The 20,433-nt window shown below is 30.0% G+C and carries 18 protein-coding genes; 11 read left to right on the top strand and 7 right to left on the bottom strand.

Annotated elements, in window-relative coordinates; genetic code table 11:
• Nucleotides 1-18 precede the first annotated feature (18 nt).
• The 3 genes from AC5SLW_RS04650 to AC5SLW_RS04640 are packed head-to-tail and all read left to right on the top strand — an operon-like array spanning nucleotide 19 to nucleotide 4,403.
• Entirely contained in the window at nucleotides 19-1,266 is a 1,248-nt protein-coding gene (locus AC5SLW_RS04650) for an ABC transporter permease (protein WP_018414310.1), read from the top strand.
• 3 nt (nucleotides 1,267-1,269) lie between these two features.
• Nucleotides 1,270-2,124 (top strand): ABC transporter permease, encoded by an 855-nt coding sequence (locus tag AC5SLW_RS04645; RefSeq protein WP_018414309.1) that lies wholly within the window; start codon nucleotides 1,270-1,272, stop codon nucleotides 2,122-2,124.
• Nucleotides 2,125-2,180: 56 nt separating this feature from the next.
• Entirely contained in the window at nucleotides 2,181-4,403 is a 2,223-nt protein-coding gene (locus tag AC5SLW_RS04640) for a 3-hydroxyacyl-CoA dehydrogenase/enoyl-CoA hydratase family protein (protein ID WP_494574742.1), read from the top strand.
• Here AC5SLW_RS04640 and AC5SLW_RS04635 read toward each other — a convergent pair.
• From AC5SLW_RS04635 to AC5SLW_RS04625, 3 genes are all read right to left on the bottom strand, one after another.
• A complete protein-coding gene (locus AC5SLW_RS04635; RefSeq protein ID WP_018414307.1) occupies nucleotides 4,400-5,608 on the bottom strand; it encodes a coiled-coil domain-containing protein in 1,209 nt (402 codons plus the stop codon). The two genes, AC5SLW_RS04640 and AC5SLW_RS04635, sit on opposite strands and share 4 nt — an antisense overlap.
• Before the next feature lie 81 nt (nucleotides 5,609-5,689).
• Nucleotides 5,690-6,334 carry a peptidylprolyl isomerase gene (locus AC5SLW_RS04630; protein ID WP_011282314.1) on the bottom strand — a complete coding sequence of 215 codons (645 nt, stop codon included), beginning with the start codon at nucleotides 6,332-6,334 and terminating at the stop codon, nucleotides 5,690-5,692.
• Complete coding sequence (locus AC5SLW_RS04625; RefSeq protein WP_494574740.1) at nucleotides 6,334-7,071, bottom strand: putative zinc-binding metallopeptidase; 738 nt, start codon at nucleotides 7,069-7,071, stop codon at nucleotides 6,334-6,336. The genes AC5SLW_RS04630 and AC5SLW_RS04625 overlap by 1 nt, the downstream gene beginning before the upstream one ends.
• 57 nt (nucleotides 7,072-7,128) lie before the next feature.
• On the opposite strand from AC5SLW_RS04625, the gene speB reads away from it, so the two are divergent.
• From speB to AC5SLW_RS04610, 3 genes are all read left to right on the top strand, one after another.
• Complete coding sequence (speB, locus tag AC5SLW_RS04620) at nucleotides 7,129-8,088, top strand: agmatinase (protein ID WP_006997954.1); 960 nt, start codon at nucleotides 7,129-7,131, stop codon at nucleotides 8,086-8,088.
• Between the two features lie 20 nt (nucleotides 8,089-8,108).
• On the top strand, nucleotides 8,109-9,545 hold the full coding sequence (locus tag AC5SLW_RS04615; RefSeq protein ID WP_006997955.1) for an aldehyde dehydrogenase family protein: 1,437 nt from the start codon (nucleotides 8,109-8,111) through the stop codon (nucleotides 9,543-9,545).
• 194 nt (nucleotides 9,546-9,739) lie between these two features.
• Complete coding sequence (locus AC5SLW_RS04610) at nucleotides 9,740-11,188, top strand: NCS1 family nucleobase:cation symporter-1 (RefSeq protein WP_006997956.1); 1,449 nt, start codon at nucleotides 9,740-9,742, stop codon at nucleotides 11,186-11,188.
• A 45-nt stretch (nucleotides 11,189-11,233) separates the two neighbouring features.
• On the opposite strand, the gene AC5SLW_RS04605 is transcribed toward AC5SLW_RS04610, so the two are convergent.
• Genes AC5SLW_RS04605 through argE form a run of 4 tightly spaced genes read right to left on the bottom strand, consistent with a single transcriptional unit; the run spans nucleotide 11,234 to nucleotide 14,851 of the window.
• A complete protein-coding gene (locus AC5SLW_RS04605; protein ID WP_006997957.1) occupies nucleotides 11,234-11,737 on the bottom strand; it encodes an ureidoglycolate lyase in 504 nt (167 codons plus the stop codon).
• Nucleotides 11,734-12,720 carry an allantoicase gene (alc, locus tag AC5SLW_RS04600; RefSeq protein WP_006997958.1) on the bottom strand — a complete coding sequence of 329 codons (987 nt, stop codon included), beginning with the start codon at nucleotides 12,718-12,720 and terminating at the stop codon, nucleotides 11,734-11,736. The genes AC5SLW_RS04605 and alc overlap by 4 nt, the downstream gene beginning before the upstream one ends.
• 2 nt (nucleotides 12,721-12,722) lie before the next feature.
• Nucleotides 12,723-13,622, bottom strand: coding sequence for an allantoinase PuuE (gene puuE / locus AC5SLW_RS04595; RefSeq protein WP_006997959.1), 900 nt, complete (start codon nucleotides 13,620-13,622; stop codon nucleotides 12,723-12,725).
• A gap of 38 nt (nucleotides 13,623-13,660) precedes the next feature.
• On the bottom strand, nucleotides 13,661-14,851 hold the full coding sequence (gene argE, locus AC5SLW_RS04590; protein WP_018414305.1) for an acetylornithine deacetylase: 1,191 nt from the start codon (nucleotides 14,849-14,851) through the stop codon (nucleotides 13,661-13,663).
• A gap of 27 nt (nucleotides 14,852-14,878) precedes the next feature.
• Here argE and AC5SLW_RS04585 point away from each other — a divergent pair, with 27 nt between their 5' ends.
• The 5 genes from AC5SLW_RS04585 to AC5SLW_RS04565 are packed head-to-tail and all read left to right on the top strand — an operon-like array spanning nucleotide 14,879 to nucleotide 20,432.
• Nucleotides 14,879-15,220 (top strand): tRNA-binding protein, encoded by a 342-nt coding sequence (locus AC5SLW_RS04585; protein ID WP_006997961.1) that lies wholly within the window; start codon nucleotides 14,879-14,881, stop codon nucleotides 15,218-15,220.
• A gap of 6 nt (nucleotides 15,221-15,226) precedes the next feature.
• Nucleotides 15,227-15,817: a LysE family translocator gene (locus tag AC5SLW_RS04580; RefSeq protein WP_006997962.1), complete on the top strand. Its 591-nt coding sequence runs from the start codon at nucleotides 15,227-15,229 to the stop codon at nucleotides 15,815-15,817.
• A 7-nt stretch (nucleotides 15,818-15,824) separates the two neighbouring features.
• Nucleotides 15,825-18,494 carry an aconitate hydratase AcnA gene (acnA, locus tag AC5SLW_RS04575; RefSeq protein ID WP_006997963.1) on the top strand — a complete coding sequence of 890 codons (2,670 nt, stop codon included), beginning with the start codon at nucleotides 15,825-15,827 and terminating at the stop codon, nucleotides 18,492-18,494.
• A 2-nt stretch (nucleotides 18,495-18,496) separates the two neighbouring features.
• Nucleotides 18,497-19,141 carry a hypothetical protein gene (locus AC5SLW_RS04570; protein ID WP_006997964.1) on the top strand — a complete coding sequence of 215 codons (645 nt, stop codon included), beginning with the start codon at nucleotides 18,497-18,499 and terminating at the stop codon, nucleotides 19,139-19,141.
• Nucleotides 19,134-20,432: a PQQ-binding-like beta-propeller repeat protein gene (locus tag AC5SLW_RS04565; RefSeq protein WP_006997965.1), complete on the top strand. Its 1,299-nt coding sequence runs from the start codon at nucleotides 19,134-19,136 to the stop codon at nucleotides 20,430-20,432. The genes AC5SLW_RS04570 and AC5SLW_RS04565 overlap by 8 nt, the downstream gene beginning before the upstream one ends.
• Nucleotide 20,433 lies beyond the last annotated feature (1 nt).

Below are 20,433 nucleotides of genomic sequence, written 5' to 3'. Positions count from 1 at the left end.
TTTTTAAGAATTTTAAATATGAGTACAGAAAAAATATTATCATCAGACGGAATACCCTTAGAGCTTAGTTTAAAGAAAGCTGAAAGAAAAAATAAACTAAAAGCAGTTATGCTTGTAGCTCCATTATTTTTATTTCTTATAATTACATACGTATTTCCAATAGGTGACATGTTATTTAGAAGTGTTGATGATCGTATGATTACTAAAATGCTTCCAAATACATTTGAAGCAATTGAAAAATGGGATGGTAAAGAGCTTCCCGAAGAACCAGTTTATGCAGCAATCTATGAAGATTTGGCTTATCTAAAAAAAAATAAAACTTACGGTAAAATTATAGCAAGACTGAATTATGAAAAAGGTGGATTTAGTAGCTTAATAAAAAAAACAGTTAGAAAACTTGGAAAATTTGAAGAAGGTAATTATAAAGAGCAGTTTATTAAAGTTCATAAGAGATGGGGTCAAAATGAGTACTTAGTAGCTTTAAAAAATACGGCTCCAAACTGGTCATATGCAAAATATTTAAAAGGTGTTGATCTAAAGTTTGATCAAGATAGAAATATAATTCAACAAGATGAAGATAGAAGAATTCATAAAATACTTTGGTTAAGAACGGTTAAAGTTGCATTTTGGGTAACTATATTCTGTTTCTTACTTGCTTATCCAATTTCATACTTATTGGCTACATTACCCATGAAATACAGTAATTTACTGATGATATGTGTACTTCTTCCATTCTGGACATCACTTTTAGTTAGAACCTCAAGTTGGATGGTTTTACTTCAGCAACAAGGCCCAATTAATGACTTGATTGTATGGCTCGGACTCGCAGCAAACGATGCCAGACCAGAACTAATGTATAATGTAATTGGAACCTTTGTTGCTATGACTCAAATCTTATTGCCATTTATGGTTTTACCGCTTTATAGTGTAATGAAAACGATATCTCCAAGCTTAATGAGAGCTGGAAAATCTTTGGGTGGAACACCATTTGTAGCATTTAGAAAAATATATTTTCCATTAACAGTTCCAGGAATAGGTGCTGGATCCTTGTTAGTTTTTATTTTAGCAATAGGTTATTATATAACTCCTGCATTAGTTGGAGGAGCAAGTGGATCATTGATTAGTAATACAATTGCCTATCATATGAAAAGTTCTTTAGATTGGTCTTTTGCTGCTGCATTAGGAACAATGCTGCTGGTTGGTGTATTAACTATTTACTGGATCTATAATAAATTAGTGGGGATAGATAATATTAAATTAGGATAAATTATGTCATTACCAAATTATACATCATGGAATTATAGAGTTTGGCACTACACATATTTAACGATTTGTGCATTAGTATTTTTCTTTTTAATTGCACCATTGTTTATAATCTTACCCCTTTCATTTAATGCCGAGCAATACATTCATTTTTCTAAAGGAATGATAGCACTTGACCCAGACGCATTTTCGTTAAGATGGTATGAAGACATGATATATGGAACTAAAAATCCTTGGGGACTTGCAGCAAAAAATAGTATCATCATTGCTTTCTTTGCAACCATTGGCTCAACAATTCTTGGAACAGTTGCAGCATTAGGTTTAAGTAGTAGACATATGCCTTACAAAGCAGCGTTCATGGCTTTATTAATATCTCCAATGATTGTGCCATTAATTATCTCAGGAACAGCAATATTCTTCTTTATGGCAAAAGTAGGTTTAGCTGCAACACATACAGGAATAATTTTATCTCATATTATTTTGGGTACACCGTTTGTAGTTATTACAGTTACAGCAACTTTAACAGGTTTTGATCATAGTGTAACACGTGCTGCATCAAGTTTGGGTAGTAATCCAGTTAATACTTTTATGAAAATAACATTACCATTAATTTTACCTGGTGTTATTTCTGGTGCATTATTTGCCTTTGTAACTTCATTTGATGAAGTTGTTGTTGTGTTATTCTTAGCAGGACTTGAAAACACTACTATTCCAATTCAAATGTGGGTTGGTCTAAGGGAACAGCTAAGCCCAACAATAATGGCAGTGGCAACTTGTTTAATTATAATGTCCACATTAATTCTTGTTAGTGCAGAACTTTTAAGAAGAAGGTCTGAAAGACTAAGAGGAATTAATAGGTAATTGATTTACTAAGATCATTTTTTTTATTATAAACAATTCTTCAATTTTTAAATCTTATGGAAATTAAAAAAGTAGTAGTTATAGGTTCAGGAACTATGGGTAGCGGAATTGCAGCACATTTGTGTAATGCAAATATTCCAGTAACTTTATTGGATTTAAAAACTGAAATAAGTGAGCAAGCACGTGATAAAATTTACAAATCGAGACCACCACTTTTGTTAGATAAGTCCAAAATAAAAAACATTAAAGTAGGAAACATTTTAGATAATTTTGATGAAGTAAAAGAAGCTGACTGGGTAGTAGAAGCTGTTGTTGAAAGAATAGATATTAAACATGATATCTATAAAAAAATATTCAAAGAAAGAAAAAAAGGTGCGATAGTATCTTCAAACACTTCATCCATACCTATCAAAATATTATCTCAACACTTATCAGAGGAAGAAAAAAAAGATTTTTGCATTACTCACTTTTTTAATCCAGTCAGATACATGGGATTATTAGAGATAGTTAAAAATGAAAATAATGATTTAGATAAAATAAACTCTCTAAAAGCTTTTTGTGAAACAGAACTTGGAAAAGGTGCAATTATTTGTAATGACACGCCAGGCTTTTTAGGAAATAGAATAGGTGTTTTTGCAATGCAAGTTGCAATGACTGAAGCTTTTAAAATGAAACTTAGCATAGAAGAAGCTGATGCAATTTTTGGAAGACCAATGGGTATACCAAAAACAGGTGTGTTTGGTCTTTATGACTTAATTGGTATTGATTTAATGGCCGATGTTTTAAAAAGTTTTATTAAAGAATTATCAGAAAATGACCCTTTTCAAGTAGTTGCAAAAGAAATTCCTTTAGTAAAAAAATTAATTGAAACAGGATATACCGGTCGAAAAGGCAAGGGCGGATTTTATAGAGTTAATAAAACTGGTGAAGTTAAGGTTATGGAAGCAATTAATCTTGAAACTGGAGAATACTCTGCAAGTAAAAAAATTAATATTAAATCAGACAAAATAGACCTTAAAGAATTAATTTCTAGAGAGGATAAGTATGGTGAGTATGCTTGGTCTGTTATTTCTAAGATTATCAAATATGCTTCTTCTTTAGTTCCATCAATTACAAAAGATTTCAATGATATTGATGAAGCAATGAGATTAGGTTTTAATTGGACTAAAGGTCCATTTGAAATGTTAGAAGAAATCGGAGTTGAAACTTTTTTTGGTAAAATAGACGACTTTAAGGGAAATGCTTTTTTAGAAAATTTATCTAAAAATAGAAATCAAGATTTTTATGGATCTAGACAAAAATACACTGACATTGAAACGTTTGGAAAAGCTAAAAAGAAAGCATTAAGTGTAGATGGAAACAGTTCAGCACAGATATATAGATTTAATGATTATAATATTGTTGAGTTTACCACTAAAGCAAATGCTCTAGATTACGATTCAATGGATGCTTTAAAAAAAGCCACAGACAAACCTTTGATTATAATAAATGAAAGCATGCAGTTTTCTGCTGGAGTAAACTTGAGTTATACAATGGATTTTGCGAACAAAAATGATTTTAAATCCATAGAAAAATTTATTAGATATTTTCAAGAAACCTGCAAGCATCTTAAGTATTCTAATCACCCGGTGATATCTGCACCATCAGGTTTAACTCTTGGAGGTGGATTTGAAGTAATGGTCCAAAGTAATTTTGTTGCTTCACATACAAATATTGTAGTTGGATTAGTGGAAACAATAGTTGGACTGATACCAGCTGGAGGTGGATGTAAGGAAATGTTGGCAAGATGGCTTGATACAGACGAGGCTAAAAAAGACCCTCATTATGCACCACTTAAAGTATTTGATATTATTGGTTATGGAAAAACAGCAACTTCACCAATTGAGGCAGAACCATTAAAATACTTAAGACCAGAAGATAAAAAAATAATGAATAGAAATAGTTTACTAGAAGTTTCAAAAAAGATCTTAGACGACAATAAAGAATTTAAAACTCCAACAGAGACTGAATTTAAATTACCAGGAAAAGAAATTTTAATAGAAATGAATAAAATTATAGAAAATCTTTATAATGAAAAAATAATTCGTGATCACGGTGTTACTGTTGCAAAAGAACTGGCTCATGTTTTGAGTGGAGGAGATACAACTATAGATAAAACTTTATCAGAAGATGATTTATTTAAATTAGAATTAGATGCTTTCATGAGATTAATAGAGACAAAAGAAACTCAAGACCGTATTAAACACACACTAGCAACAGGAAAGCCTTTAATTAACTAATATCTATCATCTTCTTCTTTCTTTACCTCGTTTTCTAATATTTCTTCTTTTTTTTCTTCTATTACTTCTTCTTTTTTAAATTCTATTATCTTTTCACTTTGTTCTTTTTCTTTAATTAATTGGTCATTAAACTTTTTAATCAATTCTTCTTCTTTTGCTATTTGCTCCTCATCAAATTTCCTTTCCCACTCTTTTATTCTCTCTTCTTCATCTTTAATTCTTTTTTCTTCGAGAATTCTAGCTTGAATTATTTTTTGTTCTCTTAAATTTTCTAATCTTATTTTTTCTTCTTTTAGTTGTAATTCTTCCTGGATTTTTCTTTGATTGAGTTCATTTAATCTTAATTCGTTAAGTTCTTCTATTTCTAATTGTTCTTTTAGTCTAAGTTGTTTTTCTTTTTCTCTTAACTCATCAGCTTCTTTTAATATTTTTATTTCTTTTTCTCTTATTCTTTCAATTTCAATTTTTTTGATACTTTGTTCAATTTCTTCAAGTTTTTGTTTTTGATAATTTAATTTATGTTCTTCTTCAATTAACTTTTGCATATTTTTTTTTTGTTTATCAATCTCAATATTTTTTAATCTTTCTTCTTCATCTTTTATTTTCTGTTTAGCTTCACGGGCTTTTTGTTTCTCAAGAGCCATTAATTTATCATTTTCAATTTTAGCTTTTTGTTGCTCTTGTCTTATTCTTTGCTTTTCAAAAAATTCTAATTTTAGTTTTTCTTCTTTTATTTTTAAATCATCTTGTCTTTCTTTTTCCTCTTCTTCATCTCTTAGTTTTTGCTCTTCAGCTTTAATTCTTTGAGATTCAAGTTTAATTTTTTTTCTTTCAATCTGTTGCTGTTGTTTTATAATTTTTTCTTTCAGTTTTTCTTCATTAGCTATTCTTTGTTTTTCTTCCTTTATTAGATTTAATTCATTTTGTTTAATTAACCTTATTTCTTCATTTTTTTGTTTTTCTTGTTCTAACTTTTCTTTTTTTAATTCTTTAATTTTTTCTTCTTTTATTAATTTAATTCTATGCAGTTCTTTTTGTTTGGCTCTTTCTTTGAAATTATTGTATTTTTCTATTAGAGAAGATGATGTGAATTTTGTTAATTTTTCTATATTAATCTTTTTTAAAATTTTTAAGGGTTGTTCAATTAATTTTTTTTTACTTAAATTAATTTTTTTCCTAATTGTATTTTTTAGGACATTTTTCACAAACGTATCTCATCAATTTTCAATTAATAATAATAGTTATAGAGTGACTAAAATGGGTTCAACCTGAAATTTTATTCATTGTTAATTAAGCATTTTAAAGGAATTAATAAAATCTGGTCTTAATATATACTCTGAGCGTTTATCAGATTTTATTTTTTTCAATACTTCTAAACCATAAAGAACTTTTCCAACCGGTGTATATTCGCCTTCAAATAATGGTTCATCCTGTAGAATTATAAAAAATTGACTGTCTTCAGTATCATTCTTAAATGTTCGAGCTAATCCGACACTACCTTTGGTATAATTAAAATCATTATCAATTTCCGATTTAATTGTACCTAAACCTGATTTTCCAGTTCCAATTTTTCCATAATCTAAATTTCCTTTTTTTCCAAACTCTAGGTCACCAGCCTGGATAAGTTTATTTTCAATTACTCTATGAAAAGCAATATTCTCATAAGCGTTAGATCTAATTAAAGTTACAAATCTTTGAACAGCATTAGGTGAAATATTAGGGTAAAGTTCTATAATTACATTTCCACAAGGTGCATTTAAAACTGCGATATTATTTGGATTTTTAAAAGTAATATTCTTTGGATCAATATTTTTGACAAATAAACATTTATTCTTAACTATAAAATATGTGCAGAAAGTTGTGATAGCTAATAGGATTAAAAAAATAAAAATAAGTTTTTCTGATTTAGAAGCTTTAATTTTTTTTATCATTAGTAAGTAAAAGAATTATCTATTTCTTTTATTTTATTTTCAATATATGAAATTTTATTATTTAAAATAGGATCTAATTTACGAATTTGATTAATTTCTTTTTCCTTTAAAAATATCATGTGTGAGTAAACTTCCGCCATATCCTCTGAGGCTGTTGATTTAGAGTATTCTGTAAAAAAACCTTTCGTTTCTTTGTATTGTTCTAACCCTATATTTTCTGTACATGTAGAACATTCAGCATATTTAAAGTTAGAATTATTAAATTTAATCCACTCTTCTTCATTAAAAACCTCTTTATGTTGAAGATGTATTACATGAAAAACTTCATGATGGATTACTCTTTCAAAGTAGTTTTCATTAAATTTAATATCTAGTATTAATGTTTTCATTACATTATCTGGAATGCCAGCTGTATACAATTCTGAGATAGATAAATTTTTACACATAACAATATATTTCAGATTAATTTTTTTTAAATAATCATAAGAATATCTACTAAGATTTTTATGAATAATTTTATATTTTGCATCCAAATCTTTTTTATTTGGATTTGAACAAACAATATTTTTTTGAGTACCTAGTCTAAAGGGTCTGACAGCATAAAAATACTTAAGTTTATTTTTAGTATTTATTTCATAAATCTCTAAATTAGGTATTTTGATGAGATTATAGATAGTGTTAGCTTTTACTGGTGTAATAAAGATTATTAATAGTAAAACGGCTCTTATTAGGTTCATAATTATAAAGATAGAAGATATTCCATTATTAAAGAATGTGGTACATTTTATTTATAAATGAAAAAAGAAAGAAATAAAAACCCAATTCAACCTGTTAGTGGAACTAAAGTTCCAAGATTTGCTGGCCCATCTACATTTGCAAGGTTGCCAGAATTGAGAGATGTTGAAAGTTGTGATGTAGCAATTGTTGGAATTCCATTTGATGCTGGAACTAGTTACAGACCAGGAGCAAGATTTGGTCCAATGAGTATTAGACAGGCTTCAAGACATTTAAGAACTAATTATCATCCAAGTTATGATGTTGAGCCTTTTAAGGTGCAGCAAGTTGCTGATGCTGGTGATATCACTTGTAATCCATTTAGCATTGATGAATCGATAAAACAGATTGAAACTGGTGCAACAGATTTATTAAATAAAGTTGGTGGTATAATTAGTCTAGGTGGTGATCATACAATTGCAGTACCTTTATTAAGAGCAATCAATAAAAAATGTAATGGACCAGTTGCCTTAGTGCATTTTGATGCACATTTAGATACTTGGGATACATATTTTGGAGCTCCTTATACACATGGAACTCCTTTTAGAAGAGCAAGAGAAGAAGGTTTATTTTTAGATGATGCTTCAATGCATGTTGGAATTAGAGGTCCTCTTTATAGTAGGGATGATATTAAAAATGATGAAGAATTTGGTTTTAAAATTATTCACTGCGATGAGTTTCAAACACAAGGTACAGATAAAATTGCAGAAAGAATTAAAAAAAGAGTCGGTAATAATCCACTTTATTTGTCTATTGATATAGATGTTTTAGATCCAGCTTTTGCCCCAGGTACAGGTACTCCTGAAATTGCTGGAATGACTACAAGAGAAATGGTCAATGTTTTAAGAGGTCTGTCTGGTTTAAATCTTGTTTCTGCTGATGTGGTCGAAGTTTCTCCAGCATATGATCATGCCGAAGTCACTTCGTTAGCTGCAGCAACTATTGTTTACGAACTAACAAATTTATTTGCAAAATCATAAAGAAAGGATAGTTTCTCAAAATGCTAGATAAGAAAAAATTTTACATTAATGGTGAATGGGTTTCTCCAAAAAAACCAAATGACTTCAAAGTAACAGATCCCTCAACAGAAGAAGAGTGTGCTGTTATATCTTTAGGTGGAGTAGAAGATGTAAACGATGCAGTAAGTGCAGCAACTAAAGCTTTTGAAACATGGGCATTTTCAACAAAAGAAGAAAGATTAAAATATTTAGAAGCTTTATATGCTGTTTATAAAAAGAGATGGGCTGATATGGCTAAGGCTATAACTCTTGAAATGGGAGCACCAATTGATTTTTCGACACAATTACAAGCAGGAACTGGAGCTAGCCATATAAAATCTTATATAAAAGTTTTAAAAGAATATACGTTTGAAGCAAAGTTAGGAGAGCATGCACTTAATAATAACATTTTACACGAACCAAAAGGAGTTTGTGCATTAATTACTCCATGGAACTGGCCAATGAACCAAACTTGTTTAAAGGTTATTCCAGCAATTGCTGCAGGATGTACAATGGTACTTAAGCCATCTGAAATAGCCCCATTATCATCAATGATTTTAGCAGAGATGATAGATGAAATTAAATTACCAAAAGGTGTATTCAATTTAGTTAATGGAGATGGAGCAGTTACTGGAAATGCATTAACAAGTCATCCTGATGTAAATATGGTTTCATTTACAGGATCTACTAGAGCAGGTGCTTTAATTTCTCAAAATGCAGCAAATGATTTTAAGAGAGTTAGTCTTGAACTTGGTGGAAAAGGGGCAAATATTATATTTAAAGATGCTGATGCCGAAGCTGTTGAAAGAGGTGCTCTAAGATGTTTTAGAAATTCAGGGCAATCTTGTAATGCACCAACAAGAATGTTAGTTGAAAAATCTATTTATGATGAAACTGTTGAAAGAGTAAAAAATTTTGCTAATTCAATGAAAGTTGATATTGCAACAAAAGAAGGTGATCATATTGGACCTGTTGTTTCAAAAGCTCAATTTGATAAAATCCAAGCTTTAATTCAAGTAGGCATTGATGAAGGCGCTAAACTAGTTGCTGGTGGAACTGGCAAACCAGATGGACTTGATAAAGGATATTTTGTTAAACCTACTGCTTTTGCAGATGTTAATAATCAAATGCAAATTGCAAGAACAGAAATATTTGGACCTGTTTTATCAATTATACCCTTTGAAACTGAAGAAGAGGCTATCGCTATTGCCAATGACACTCCCTATGGATTGTTAAACTTCATTCAAACTCAAGATCAAGAAAAAGCTAATCGTGTTGCTAGAAAATTAAGATCAGGAATGGTTGATATTAATGGTGCAGGCTTAGCACCCGATGCTCCTTTTGGTGGATATAAACATTCAGGTATTGGTCGTGAAGCAGGTAAATTAGGCTTAGAAGAATACTTAGAAGTTAAAGTAGTAAGTGGTTGGAACGATTAATTAGTTCACACTTAATGTTCATTATAGGTTTTTAAAAATTAAATAATCCTTATTTTTATTGGTTAATTTTACAAACTTAAGGTTGTATGTTTTTATTCTTTGACACAACATTTATAATCCATAATGTCGCACTAATCGTTACCATAGCTTTTTAATAGTTAGTAAGAGTAACAAAAATAATAGGGAGAAATAAAATGGGTAGATCGTCAAAACTCTACAATTCAGATTTGGCTCCAACTCCAAGTAGTAAGAAAAATTGGGGATGGTTTGAAATCTTTAACGTGTGGGCTAATGATGTTCAAAGTTTATTTGGTTATACTTTGGCAGCATCATTGTTTTTAGCATCAGGACTGAATGGTTGGGCTGTATTTGCTGCATTAATTCTTGCAGGATTTTTTATCATGTGGCTAGTAAACCTTTCAGGTAAACCAAGTGTAAAACATGGAATACCATATCCAGTTTTTGCCCGTGTTAGTATGGGTGTATTTGGAGCTAACTTTCCAGCAATGGCCAGAGGTCTTGTTGCAATGTTTTGGTATGGAGCACAAACTTATGCGGCATCAACAGCTGTAGCGCTTTTAATTACTGGAATTACAGGAATGGAAGGTGAAGTTATGCTTCTTGGCATGACAGGTGTAATGTGGGTTTCATTTATATTTGTTTCAGCATTCCAAGTTTATTTATTTTGGCAAGGTGTTGATCTTATCAAAAAATTCTTAAACTTTGCTGGACCAGCTGTTTATGCGGTAATGATTGTTTTAATGTTGGTTATATGGGCTAAAGCTGGTGGAGGACTTTTTTCAGAAGTAGGAACTATATTTTCTGGAGGAGAACGAACTGGTGGTTTTGAAGGCTTAGGATCATTTGGGGCATTCATAGCTGTATTTGGTATTATGGTTGGATATTTTGCTGCCGTAGTAATCAATTTTGGTGACTTTGCTAGATTTGTTAAAAATGAAGATGAAATGAGAAAAGGAAACCTATGGGGATTAGTAGGTAACGTGATCTTATTCTCTTTTATTACTTTAATGATCACAGGTGGAACAATCGCAATTTTTGGCGAATATGTTGCAAGCCCAACTGAGATGGTAGCTAAAGTAGACAACTTAGGATTAACAATTATTGCTGCATTCGCATTTTTTGCAGCGACAGTTGGTATTAATATGGTTGCGAACTTTATACCTCCAGCATATGACTTGGCCAATTTAATGCCAGATAAAATAAATTTCAAAACTGGTGGATTAATTACTGCTGGTTTTGGTTTTATCATTGGTGGTATGTGGGTTGCTGTTATTACACAAATGGGTCTATTTCCATTTGTTAATACACTAGGAGCAATTCTTGCACCTGTATTTGGTATTATGATGGTTGATTATTATATCATTAAAGATGAAAAATTAGATGTGGATGCATTATTTGATGATAGTCCAAAAGCTAAATATCATTACAGTGGTGGCTTTAATACTAAAGGAATGTTAGCGTGGGTACTTTCAGGTTACATCGCTGTTGGTACTGTTTGGCCAAACATTTTAATTTTAGGTTTAGGTGATTTCTTCGCTAACTTAGGCGGCGGCGGGGGATATGCATGGATAATTGGAGCATCATTAGGTGCCGTAGTTCATCTAGCTATATCAAAAAGATAAGTAAAGTTATAACTTAAAGCCCATCAATTCATTGGTGGGCTTTTTTTATATTTTAAATTCTAAAGTGATATTTTCTTTATTCAAATCATGAAGAACTAGATTGTCACCTTCACCTTTTCTATCAACAACCAAAAAATTCATATCCTCAGTTGCAATTAAAGGAAAATGCCAAATGCCAGCATTATAATTGACTCCAATTCCGTTTGGAATAATAAAAGCCTCTACTTTATTTAAATCAGGTTTATCACCTTCAGGAGCAACAAAAGCTAAAAATGTTGTTTCTTTCATTGGTATAAAGGCTTGGCTACCAAGTGGATGTTTTTCCATCATATCAACCTTCATAGGAAAAAGTCTTTTTAAAGCTGAAAAAATACTAATTATAGACTCTCCACCATCTTTCTTTGCATCCAGGTTAGCAATTCCATCATATCGTTTTGCGTAACCATCATTTATTTCTAAAGGCTTGATATCATCTGTTGTGATCATATCTCCAAACTTTTTAAAATTTTCTTTATTAATAGGTTTGGGTTTGATTGTTAAGTTAGTCATACATTTTTTCCATATATTCTAAATCGAGATATCCCACCATCCGGAAAAATATTAATTTTTATAAAATTAATTTTATCTTTTTTCATTAGGTTATTTTTAAAAATATGTACTTTGTTAGAGGATAATTTTGCATCTTTTAATAAATACTTCCATTTGACTGAAGAATTTACAATTTGTATAGAGCCTTTTATTGTTGGTAAATAAGCAGCTTGTAAAGAGCAATAGCTTGGAAAGTTACCTTTAAAGTGATGAGTAGAAATTTCAATTTTATCAATTTCTTTTCCATCTAAAGAATTTAATATTAGCCAATCAAATCCTGGGCCACGTCTTCTCCTTGTTTCCCATCCATCTCCCATATTTTTAGCTTTACCAGGGGCTAAAATATTTTCAGCCTTACCAAAGTGTTCATTGTTACAAGCAATAACAGAGGCACCATCTAATAGTGATGCAAGATTTGTTTTTTTATTTTTCAATTTATTAGATTTAGCAATTGAGCCAAATAACCTCAATCGAGCAACCCCACCATCAGGAAAAATATTAAATTTTATATGTGTAAATTTTTTTTTACTATTTGTAGTAAAGAAGTGATGGCTATTGGCTTTAGTTTTTTTCTTAGAAAGTAATGGTTCCCACTTTAATTGACTTATTTTATTTGAACTTGAGCTTGTTCCTTCAATAGAAATCATTGCTGGCTGATTTCCATTAAAATGTGATGTATCAACATCAACTTTTTTAATAGAACCAGGTTTTCCTAATTTTAAAATTATATAATCATGCCCTTTAGTTCTTTTTCTTCTAGATTCCCATCCATCCATCCATTTACCATTTTTATCAAACAATCCATCTTTAAAAATTGCTGGTAAAGGACTAATAATTCTATTTGCTGAAGCAAAAAAATCATCAGTTTTGAATATAACCTTAGTTCCCAATCTAGGTTGAGCTAAATCGATAAGACCATTTGTAAAAATAATTTTTTTTGACATTATTAAGAATAGTTTTTAATCCAATGTTTGGCTATATCAATTCTTTTACATATCCATACGTCCTCATGTTTAAGAATATAATCTAGAAATTTCTTTAAAGATTGAACCCTTCCAGGTCTTCCAATTAATCTACAGTGTAATCCTACTGACATCATTTTAGGGTTTGTTTTTCCTTCCTCATATAAAACATCAAAGCTATCTTTTAGATAAGAAAAAAAATGATCACCTGTATTAAACCCTTGATTGGTAGCAAATCGCATATCGTTGTTATCTAGAGTATAAGGAATAATTAATTGTTTTTTCTTATTTCTAGTTTCCCAGTATGGCAAGTCGTCACTATAAGAATCACTGTCATATAAAAAACCGCCATCTTCCATAACCAGGTCTCTAGTATTGGGGCTACATCTACCAGTATACCAACCACGAGGTCTTTCCCCAAAAATTTTTGTATGAGCTTGAATGGCAAGTTTCATATGTTTTTTTTCATCTGTTTTTTTAATATTTTGATAGTCAATCCATCTCCACCCATGAGATGCAACCTCATAATTAGCTTCTATTATAGCATTACAAACTTCAGGATTTTTTTCTAAAGCCATACCGACTCCAAAAACTGTTATAGGAATTTTTTTTTCTTGAAATAGTTTATGCAGTCTCCAAAATCCTGCTCTTGAACCGTACTCATAGAGAGACTCCATATTTATATGTCTACCTTTTATAGGCTGAGCACCAATGATTTCTGATAAGAAAATTTCTGAGTTATTGTCACCATTTAGAACACAATTTTCAGCACCTTCTTCATAATTCAAAACTATTTGAACAGCAATACGTGCATTATTAGGCCATTTAATCTTTTGATCTCTGGAACCATACCCAATCATATCTCTTGGATCTTTTTTAGACATAAAAAATTATAATTTACTTTGTATTGTTTAACAATTTATTAATTTGAAACAGATTCTGCTTTGATACCATCAAGTAAGTTTAAACATTTTTTAAGCTCATCCAAAACAATGAACTCATCAATTTTATGAGCTTGTTCAATTGATCCTGGACCACAAACCACTGTGCTAATCCCAATTTCTTGAAATAATCCAGCCTCTGTTCCAAATGAAACAACTTGCCTAGAATTATCACCTGTTAAACTCGAAATTAATTCACAAGCATCTGACTTATCTTGTCTATCAAACCCAACTATTTCACCAATAATATCTTTTTCAATTGAGGCATTAGGAAAAACTTTTTTCATTTCAGGTAATAACACCTCATTTGCATACTTGTCGATTTCTTGATTTAAAAATATCCCATCTTCTTTAACAACTGGTCGAGTTTCCCAATTAACATGACATTTGTCTGCTATTACATTGTGAGCAATACCACCAAACACACCACCAATAGAAAGGGTAGAGTGTGGTGGGTCAAAAATAGAGTCTTTTGGTGCTTTACTTTTAAGCTTCTCTCTAAGCTCAATTAATTTATTTACATATCTCGATGCATATTCAACAGCGCTTACACCTTTATGGGGTGCCGAACTATGTCCCGCTAAACCTTTAAAATAAGTTGTATATTCATAACATCCCTTATGAGCATCAATAATTTTCATATTAGTTGGTTCACCAATAATACAAATACCATCTTTAATATCTCTTTTTTTTAATTCCTCTATTAGTATAGGAGCACCTTGACATGCAGTTTCTTCATCAAATGTAAATGAGAAATGAATGTCTCTATCTAAATTTGATTTAGAGTAAATAGGAGCATAAGCTAAAGTGCATGCAATAAAACCTTTCATATCACATGAACCTCTACCGTATAATTTATCACCTTTAATAGTTGCTATAAATGGATCAGAGCTCCAGCCTTTTGAAACTGGAACAACATCAGTATGGCCTGATAATATAATTGGTTTTTTTTTATTTGAATTTTTAGCTTTTAGAGTAGCGAATAAGTTCACTCTTTTCTTTTCATCATCATAAGTTCTAAAAGAGGTAGCACCTAATTTTTTTAAGATACCATCACAATAATCAATTAATGAGCTATTATCTTCTCCTGAAATAGTTTTAAAAGCTATTAAGTCAGTTAAAATTTGAACTGAATTATTATACAATAGCTCTGAATTATTTTCTGTACTCATATTTATCAACCATTATATATTAAATATATGAAAGAACAAATCACCTATGATGACTTTGATAAAATAGATATTAGAGTTGGAACTGTAATCTCTGTAAAAAAAAATGAAAAAGCACGTAAACCTTCTTTAGTTATTGAAGTAGATTTTGGTAAAGAAATTGGAATTAAACAGTCTTCAGCTCAAATTACCCATTATTATAATGAGGAAAATTTAAAAGGAAAACAGGTTGTGGGTATTTGTAACTTTCCTGAGAAAAATATTGCAGGAATTGTTTCACAAGTTCTTATCTTAGGTTCAATTGATAAAGAGGGTAAGGTCATATTACTTCATCCATCTCAAGTATCTGAAAACGGTCTTCCAATAGCTTAATTTTTTATGCATCCAGAATTATTATTGCTAATAGGAATTTCTTTATCTTTAGGTTTTACACCAGGACCCAATAATGCTGTTGCAGCTTACTCAGGGTTTAATTTTGGTATCAGAAAAACTTTACCATTAATCTTAGGGGTTGGTTTTGGTTATACAGCTTTAATTATATTAATTAATTTTGTTTTAATATCAACTTTCAAAAATTATCCAATCATTCAGGAAATTATCAGAGTTCTTGGAACAATCTTTTTAATTTATCTAGCTTATAAAATTTCATTTTCAAAAATTTCTTCAGATGGAAGAACAGAAAATCCAGTAAAGTTTTTAGATAAATTTATTTTTCAGTTTATAAATCCAAAAGGAGTAATGGCGGGAGTTACATTGAGTTCAAATTTTGTAGAACAAGGAGAAAATTATTTGAATCACTCTATTTGGGTAATTACAGTTTGTAGTATAACAGCATTTTTAAGTATCACTTCATGGACATTTTTAGGTAAGTTTTTAAGGAAATTTGCCACAAATAATAATTTTATTAAACGATTTAATTATGCTATGTCATTGCTACTTATCGTTTGTATAATAGGGTTCTACATCTAAAAACTAAATGAAACCAGGGAATAAAAATTCATATAACTCATTAAAATCTATCAGTATAAATGATACTGAATACAAATATTATTCATTATCAGAAGCAGAAAAAAATGGTTTAGATGGAATTTCAAAACTTCCAAAATCCCTAAAAGTCTTATTAGAAAATTTATTAAGATACGAAGATGATTTATCAGTTACTAAAAGCCAAATAGAAGCAATTAAAGAATGGTTAAAAACAAAAAAATCATTGACTGAAATAGCTTATAGGCCAGCTAGAGTTTTGTTACAGGATTATACGGGAATACCAGCAGTTGCTGACCTTGCAGCCATGAGAGAAGCTGTTAAAGAAAAAAATAAAGATCCCAATACAATCAATCCACTTTCTGCAGTTGATCTTGTAATTGATCATTCGGTTCAAGTAGATAAATCAGCAAATAAAGATTCTTTTGAAAAAAATGTTGATATTGAATTTAAAAGAAACGGTGAGAGATACTCCTTCTTAAAATGGGGTCAACAAGCATTTAATAACTTTAGAATTGTTCCTCCTGGAACTGGAATTTGTCATCAAGTAAATTTAGAATATTTATCGAAAGTAGTCTGGTCTGAAAAATTTCAGGATGAGGATTATTTGTTCCCTGACACGTTAGTTGGTACTGACAGTCATACTACTATGGTTAATGGCTTATCTGTTCTTGGATGGGGTGTTGGTGGAATTGAAGCAGAAGCTGGAATGCTAGGTCAGCCAATTTCTATGCTAATTCCTGAAGTAATTGGATTTGAAGTTAAAAATAAAATGCCAGAAGGCACGACTGCAACAGATTTAGTTTTAACGGTTGTAAAAATGTTAAGAGATAAAGGGGTTGTTGGAAAATTTGTTGAATTTTATGGAGAAGGTTTAAAGAATTTAACTCTTGCTGATAGAGCAACAATTGCAAATATGGCACCAGAGTATGGTGCAACATGTGGCTTTTTCCCAATTGATGAAGAGACATTAAAATATTTAAGATTTTCAGGAAGAGATGAGAATACAGTAAACATAGTTGAGAAATATGCAAAAGAACAAGGTTTGTGGGCAAATGATCAAGTTGAATTTACAGATGCTTTATCATTAGACATGTCTACAGTTGTTCCGACAATTTCAGGACCTAAAAGACCTCAGGACAAAGTTTTATTAACAGATGCATCTACTGGATTTAAAAAAGTTTTTGAAGATGCAACTAATAGAAAAAAACACAATGTTTCAAAAGTATCAGGAACAGATTATGAAATTAAAGACGGTTCAATATTAATTGCAGCTATAACTTCATGCACTAATACATCAAATCCAAATGTATTAATTGGAGCTGGGTTATTAGCAAAAAAAGCTGTTGAACTTGGTTTAGAAACCAAACCTTGGGTTAAAACATCATTAGCACCAGGCTCACAAGTAGTTACAGATTATTTAGCAAAAGCAGGACTGAATGTATTTTTAGATAAACTTGGTTTTAATTTAGTTGGATATGGTTGCACGACTTGTATAGGAAATTCAGGCCCTTTACCAGAGGAAATTGTTAAAGCAATAGACAAGGAAAACATCTACGCTGTGTCAGTTTTATCTGGAAATAGAAATTTTGAAGGAAGAATTTCTCCACATATAAAAGCTAATTACTTAGCATCACCACCACTTGTAGTAGCTTATGCACTTGCTGGTCACATGGAATTTGATTTATACAAAGAGCCTTTAGGAAAAAGTAAAGATGGTAAAGATGTATTTTTAAAAGATATTTGGCCATCTAATAAGGAAATTGAAGACACATTAAGAGAATCTCTAAATGCAGAGATGTTTGTTAAAAGATATTCAAATGTTTCAGAAGGCCCTAAACAGTGGCAAGAAATTAAAACTGAAAATACCAGTATTTACAATTGGGATTCAAGTTCAACTTATGTAAAGAAACCGCCATTTTTTGAAAATTTATCTGATCAACCTGAGGGTTTTAAACCTATTAAAGATGCAAGACCACTTTTGATTTTAGGGGATATGGTTACAACTGATCATATTTCTCCAGCAGGAAATATTCAAAAAGAAAGCCCAACAGGTGAGTATTTTATGGAACATCAAATACTTCCAACAGATTATAACTCTTATGGATCAAGAAGAGGAAACCATGAGGTAATGATGAGAGGAACTTTTGCAAATATTAGAATAAGAAATGAAATGGCACCAGGAACAGAAGGTGGGTTTACAAAATTATATCCAGAAGAAAAAGTAATGCCAGTTTATAATGCTGTAGAGGAATATAAAAAAAGAGGCACAGACCTTGTTGTTATAGGTGGAAAAGAATATGGAACAGGATCGTCAAGAGATTGGGCCGCCAAAGGAACAAAACTATTAGGTGTTAAAGTTGTAATAGCAGAAAGTTTTGAAAGAATTCATAGATCTAATTTAATTGGAATGGGTGTTTTACCTCTACAATTTACCGAAGGACACGATAGGGTAAACTTAAAATTAATTGGTTCAGAGTTGATAACAGTACTTCAAATTGAAGAGGGTATAAATGCATCAGATCATGTTCAAGTTGAAATAAAATATGCCTCGGGAGACATTAAAAAGATCAAAACGCTATGTAGAATAGACACTAAAAACGAATTAGAGTATTATAAAAATGGTGGAATACTTCAGTATGTATTAAGGAATATGATATAGAAATGGACGAAGAAATTACAATCATAGATACAAACGCAAGAAATGAGAGAATAAAGAATTTTTTTATAAATAATAAAAAAAAACTTATAATAATTATTTCAATAATATTAGTAATTATAATTGGCTATCTATCATTTGAAAATTCTAAAGAAAAAAATAAAATTAAATTAGCTAATCAATACAACTTAGCACTAATAGATCTTAATCCTGAAAATAAACAAAAAACAATTGATGAAATGGTTAATGTTGTAAAAAGTAATGATGCAACTTATTCTCCATTAGCTTTATACCATCTACTAGACAATAATTTATTAGAGAACAATGATGAGATAAATATATTATTTAATGAGTTAATTGAAAATACAAAACTTGATAATGAAATTAAGAATTTGATTATATATAAAAAAGCATTATTTAATTCAGACTTTGTTAGTGAAAATGAATTATTGAAAATACTTAATCCAGTAATTAATTCTGAAAGTATCTGGAAGTCCCATGCATTATACTTACTTGCAGAATTTTTTTATTCAAAAGATGAAAAACAAAAAGCTAAAGAATTTTTTAACCAAATTATAATTTTACCTAATGCTAACGGCACAATTAAAACTGAGTCACAAAAGAGACTAAACAGAGACCTTGGTGAATAAAGTACTATTATCAGTCCTAATCCTCTTAATTTTAAACAACTGCTCAACTAGTAAAAAAGCAGGTTTTTGGAACAAAGATGACAAAAATCAACAGCAAATTGAAAATAACAAAACTATTTTAACCAAACAAATAAGACCTGAAGATGAATTTAATTCAAATCTTTATGTTAAAATATCAAATGGCAAGCTAAATCAAAACAGCTTGAATGATCAAAATGATACTGGCGAACTAACTTATGAAGGGGTCTTAGAAAAAATTGGAAAATATAACTTTTCTAAATTTAATGATTTTGATTTTATAAGTCCCAGCCCTTTATTTTATAATAATAATTTAGTTTTTTATGACAACAAAGGTGAAATAACTCTTTACGATGAAAACCAAAAAACTTTATGGAAAAATAATTTTTACAATAAAAGTGAAAAAAAAATTAGGCCAAGACTAAATTTTGCATTAAAAAACAATATATTAATTGTAACTGATGATGTGGCAAAATATTATGCAATTAATATTGATACAGGAGAGCTATTATGGACAAAAACAAACATAGTTCCTTTTAACTCTAACATTAAAATAAAAAATGATGTTTTTTATGTGGTGGATTACAAAAATATTCTAAGATCAATATCAATAAAGGATGGATCAGAAATATGGAATTTAAAAACTGAAGAGTCTTTAACAAAATCAAATACCCAAATATCAATTGTGCTCGATGATAAAAATATTTATTTTAATAATTCAATTGGAGACATCACAGCGGTAGATATAAAATCTGGTCAACTGGTGTGGCAACTACCCACACAAAATAATAATATTAGTCAAAATGCATTTCAATTATCTAATTCAGAATTAGTTATCAATGAAAACACAATATTTTTCTCTAATAATAAAAATGAATTTTATTCTATTGATAGTGCTACAGGATTAATTAATTGGAAAACTGAGATTAGCTCAGATCTTAAACCTGTTGTTATTGGCAAACTTATAATAACCATATCTGAAAAAGGATATTTATATATTATTGACAAAAAATCAGGGAATATAATAAGAATTAACGATTTATATAAAAACTATAAAGATAAAAAAAGAAACCAAATAAAACCTACTGGTTTTATCGTAGCTTTGAATAAAATATATTTAACTAATAGTGACGGAAAATTAATTATTGTAAATAGTAATGAAGGTAACATCTTGAATGTAGTAAAAGTTTCAGGAAGTAAAATTTTGCAGCCATTTATAAATGAAAATAATCTTTTTTTAATAAGCAACGGTTCTATTATTAAATTTAATTAGT

Source organism: Candidatus Pelagibacter sp. PS_40, assembly GCF_059417765.1.
This window is presented reverse-complemented; position numbering and strand designations above follow the sequence as displayed.

What these genes read in the sequence shown, in the direction of transcription:
- AC5SLW_RS04650 (WP_018414310.1), top strand. Translation starts at nt 19, where the DNA reads ATGAGTACAGAAAAAATATTATCATCAGACGGAATACCCTTAGAGCTT.
- AC5SLW_RS04645 (WP_018414309.1), top strand. Translation starts at nt 1,270, where the DNA reads ATGTCATTACCAAATTATACATCATGGAATTATAGAGTTTGGCACTAC.
- AC5SLW_RS04640 (WP_494574742.1), top strand. Translation starts at nt 2,181, where the DNA reads ATGGAAATTAAAAAAGTAGTAGTTATAGGTTCAGGAACTATGGGTAGC.
- AC5SLW_RS04630 (WP_011282314.1), bottom strand. Translation starts at nt 6,334, where the DNA reads ATGATAAAAAAAATTAAAGCTTCTAAATCAGAAAAACTTATTTTTATT.
- AC5SLW_RS04625 (WP_494574740.1), bottom strand. Translation starts at nt 7,071, where the DNA reads ATGAACCTAATAAGAGCCGTTTTACTATTAATAATCTTTATTACACCA.
- speB (WP_006997954.1), top strand. Translation starts at nt 7,129, where the DNA reads ATGAAAAAAGAAAGAAATAAAAACCCAATTCAACCTGTTAGTGGAACT.
- AC5SLW_RS04615 (WP_006997955.1), top strand. Translation starts at nt 8,109, where the DNA reads ATGCTAGATAAGAAAAAATTTTACATTAATGGTGAATGGGTTTCTCCA.
- AC5SLW_RS04610 (WP_006997956.1), top strand. Translation starts at nt 9,740, where the DNA reads ATGGGTAGATCGTCAAAACTCTACAATTCAGATTTGGCTCCAACTCCA.
- AC5SLW_RS04605 (WP_006997957.1), bottom strand. Translation starts at nt 11,737, where the DNA reads ATGACTAACTTAACAATCAAACCCAAACCTATTAATAAAGAAAATTTT.
- alc (WP_006997958.1), bottom strand. Translation starts at nt 12,720, where the DNA reads ATGTCAAAAAAAATTATTTTTACAAATGGTCTTATCGATTTAGCTCAA.
- puuE (WP_006997959.1), bottom strand. Translation starts at nt 13,622, where the DNA reads ATGTCTAAAAAAGATCCAAGAGATATGATTGGGTATGGTTCCAGAGAT.
- argE (WP_018414305.1), bottom strand. Translation starts at nt 14,851, where the DNA reads ATGAGTACAGAAAATAATTCAGAGCTATTGTATAATAATTCAGTTCAA.
- AC5SLW_RS04585 (WP_006997961.1), top strand. Translation starts at nt 14,879, where the DNA reads ATGAAAGAACAAATCACCTATGATGACTTTGATAAAATAGATATTAGA.
- AC5SLW_RS04580 (WP_006997962.1), top strand. Translation starts at nt 15,227, where the DNA reads ATGCATCCAGAATTATTATTGCTAATAGGAATTTCTTTATCTTTAGGT.
- acnA (WP_006997963.1), top strand. Translation starts at nt 15,825, where the DNA reads ATGAAACCAGGGAATAAAAATTCATATAACTCATTAAAATCTATCAGT.
- AC5SLW_RS04570 (WP_006997964.1), top strand. Translation starts at nt 18,497, where the DNA reads ATGGACGAAGAAATTACAATCATAGATACAAACGCAAGAAATGAGAGA.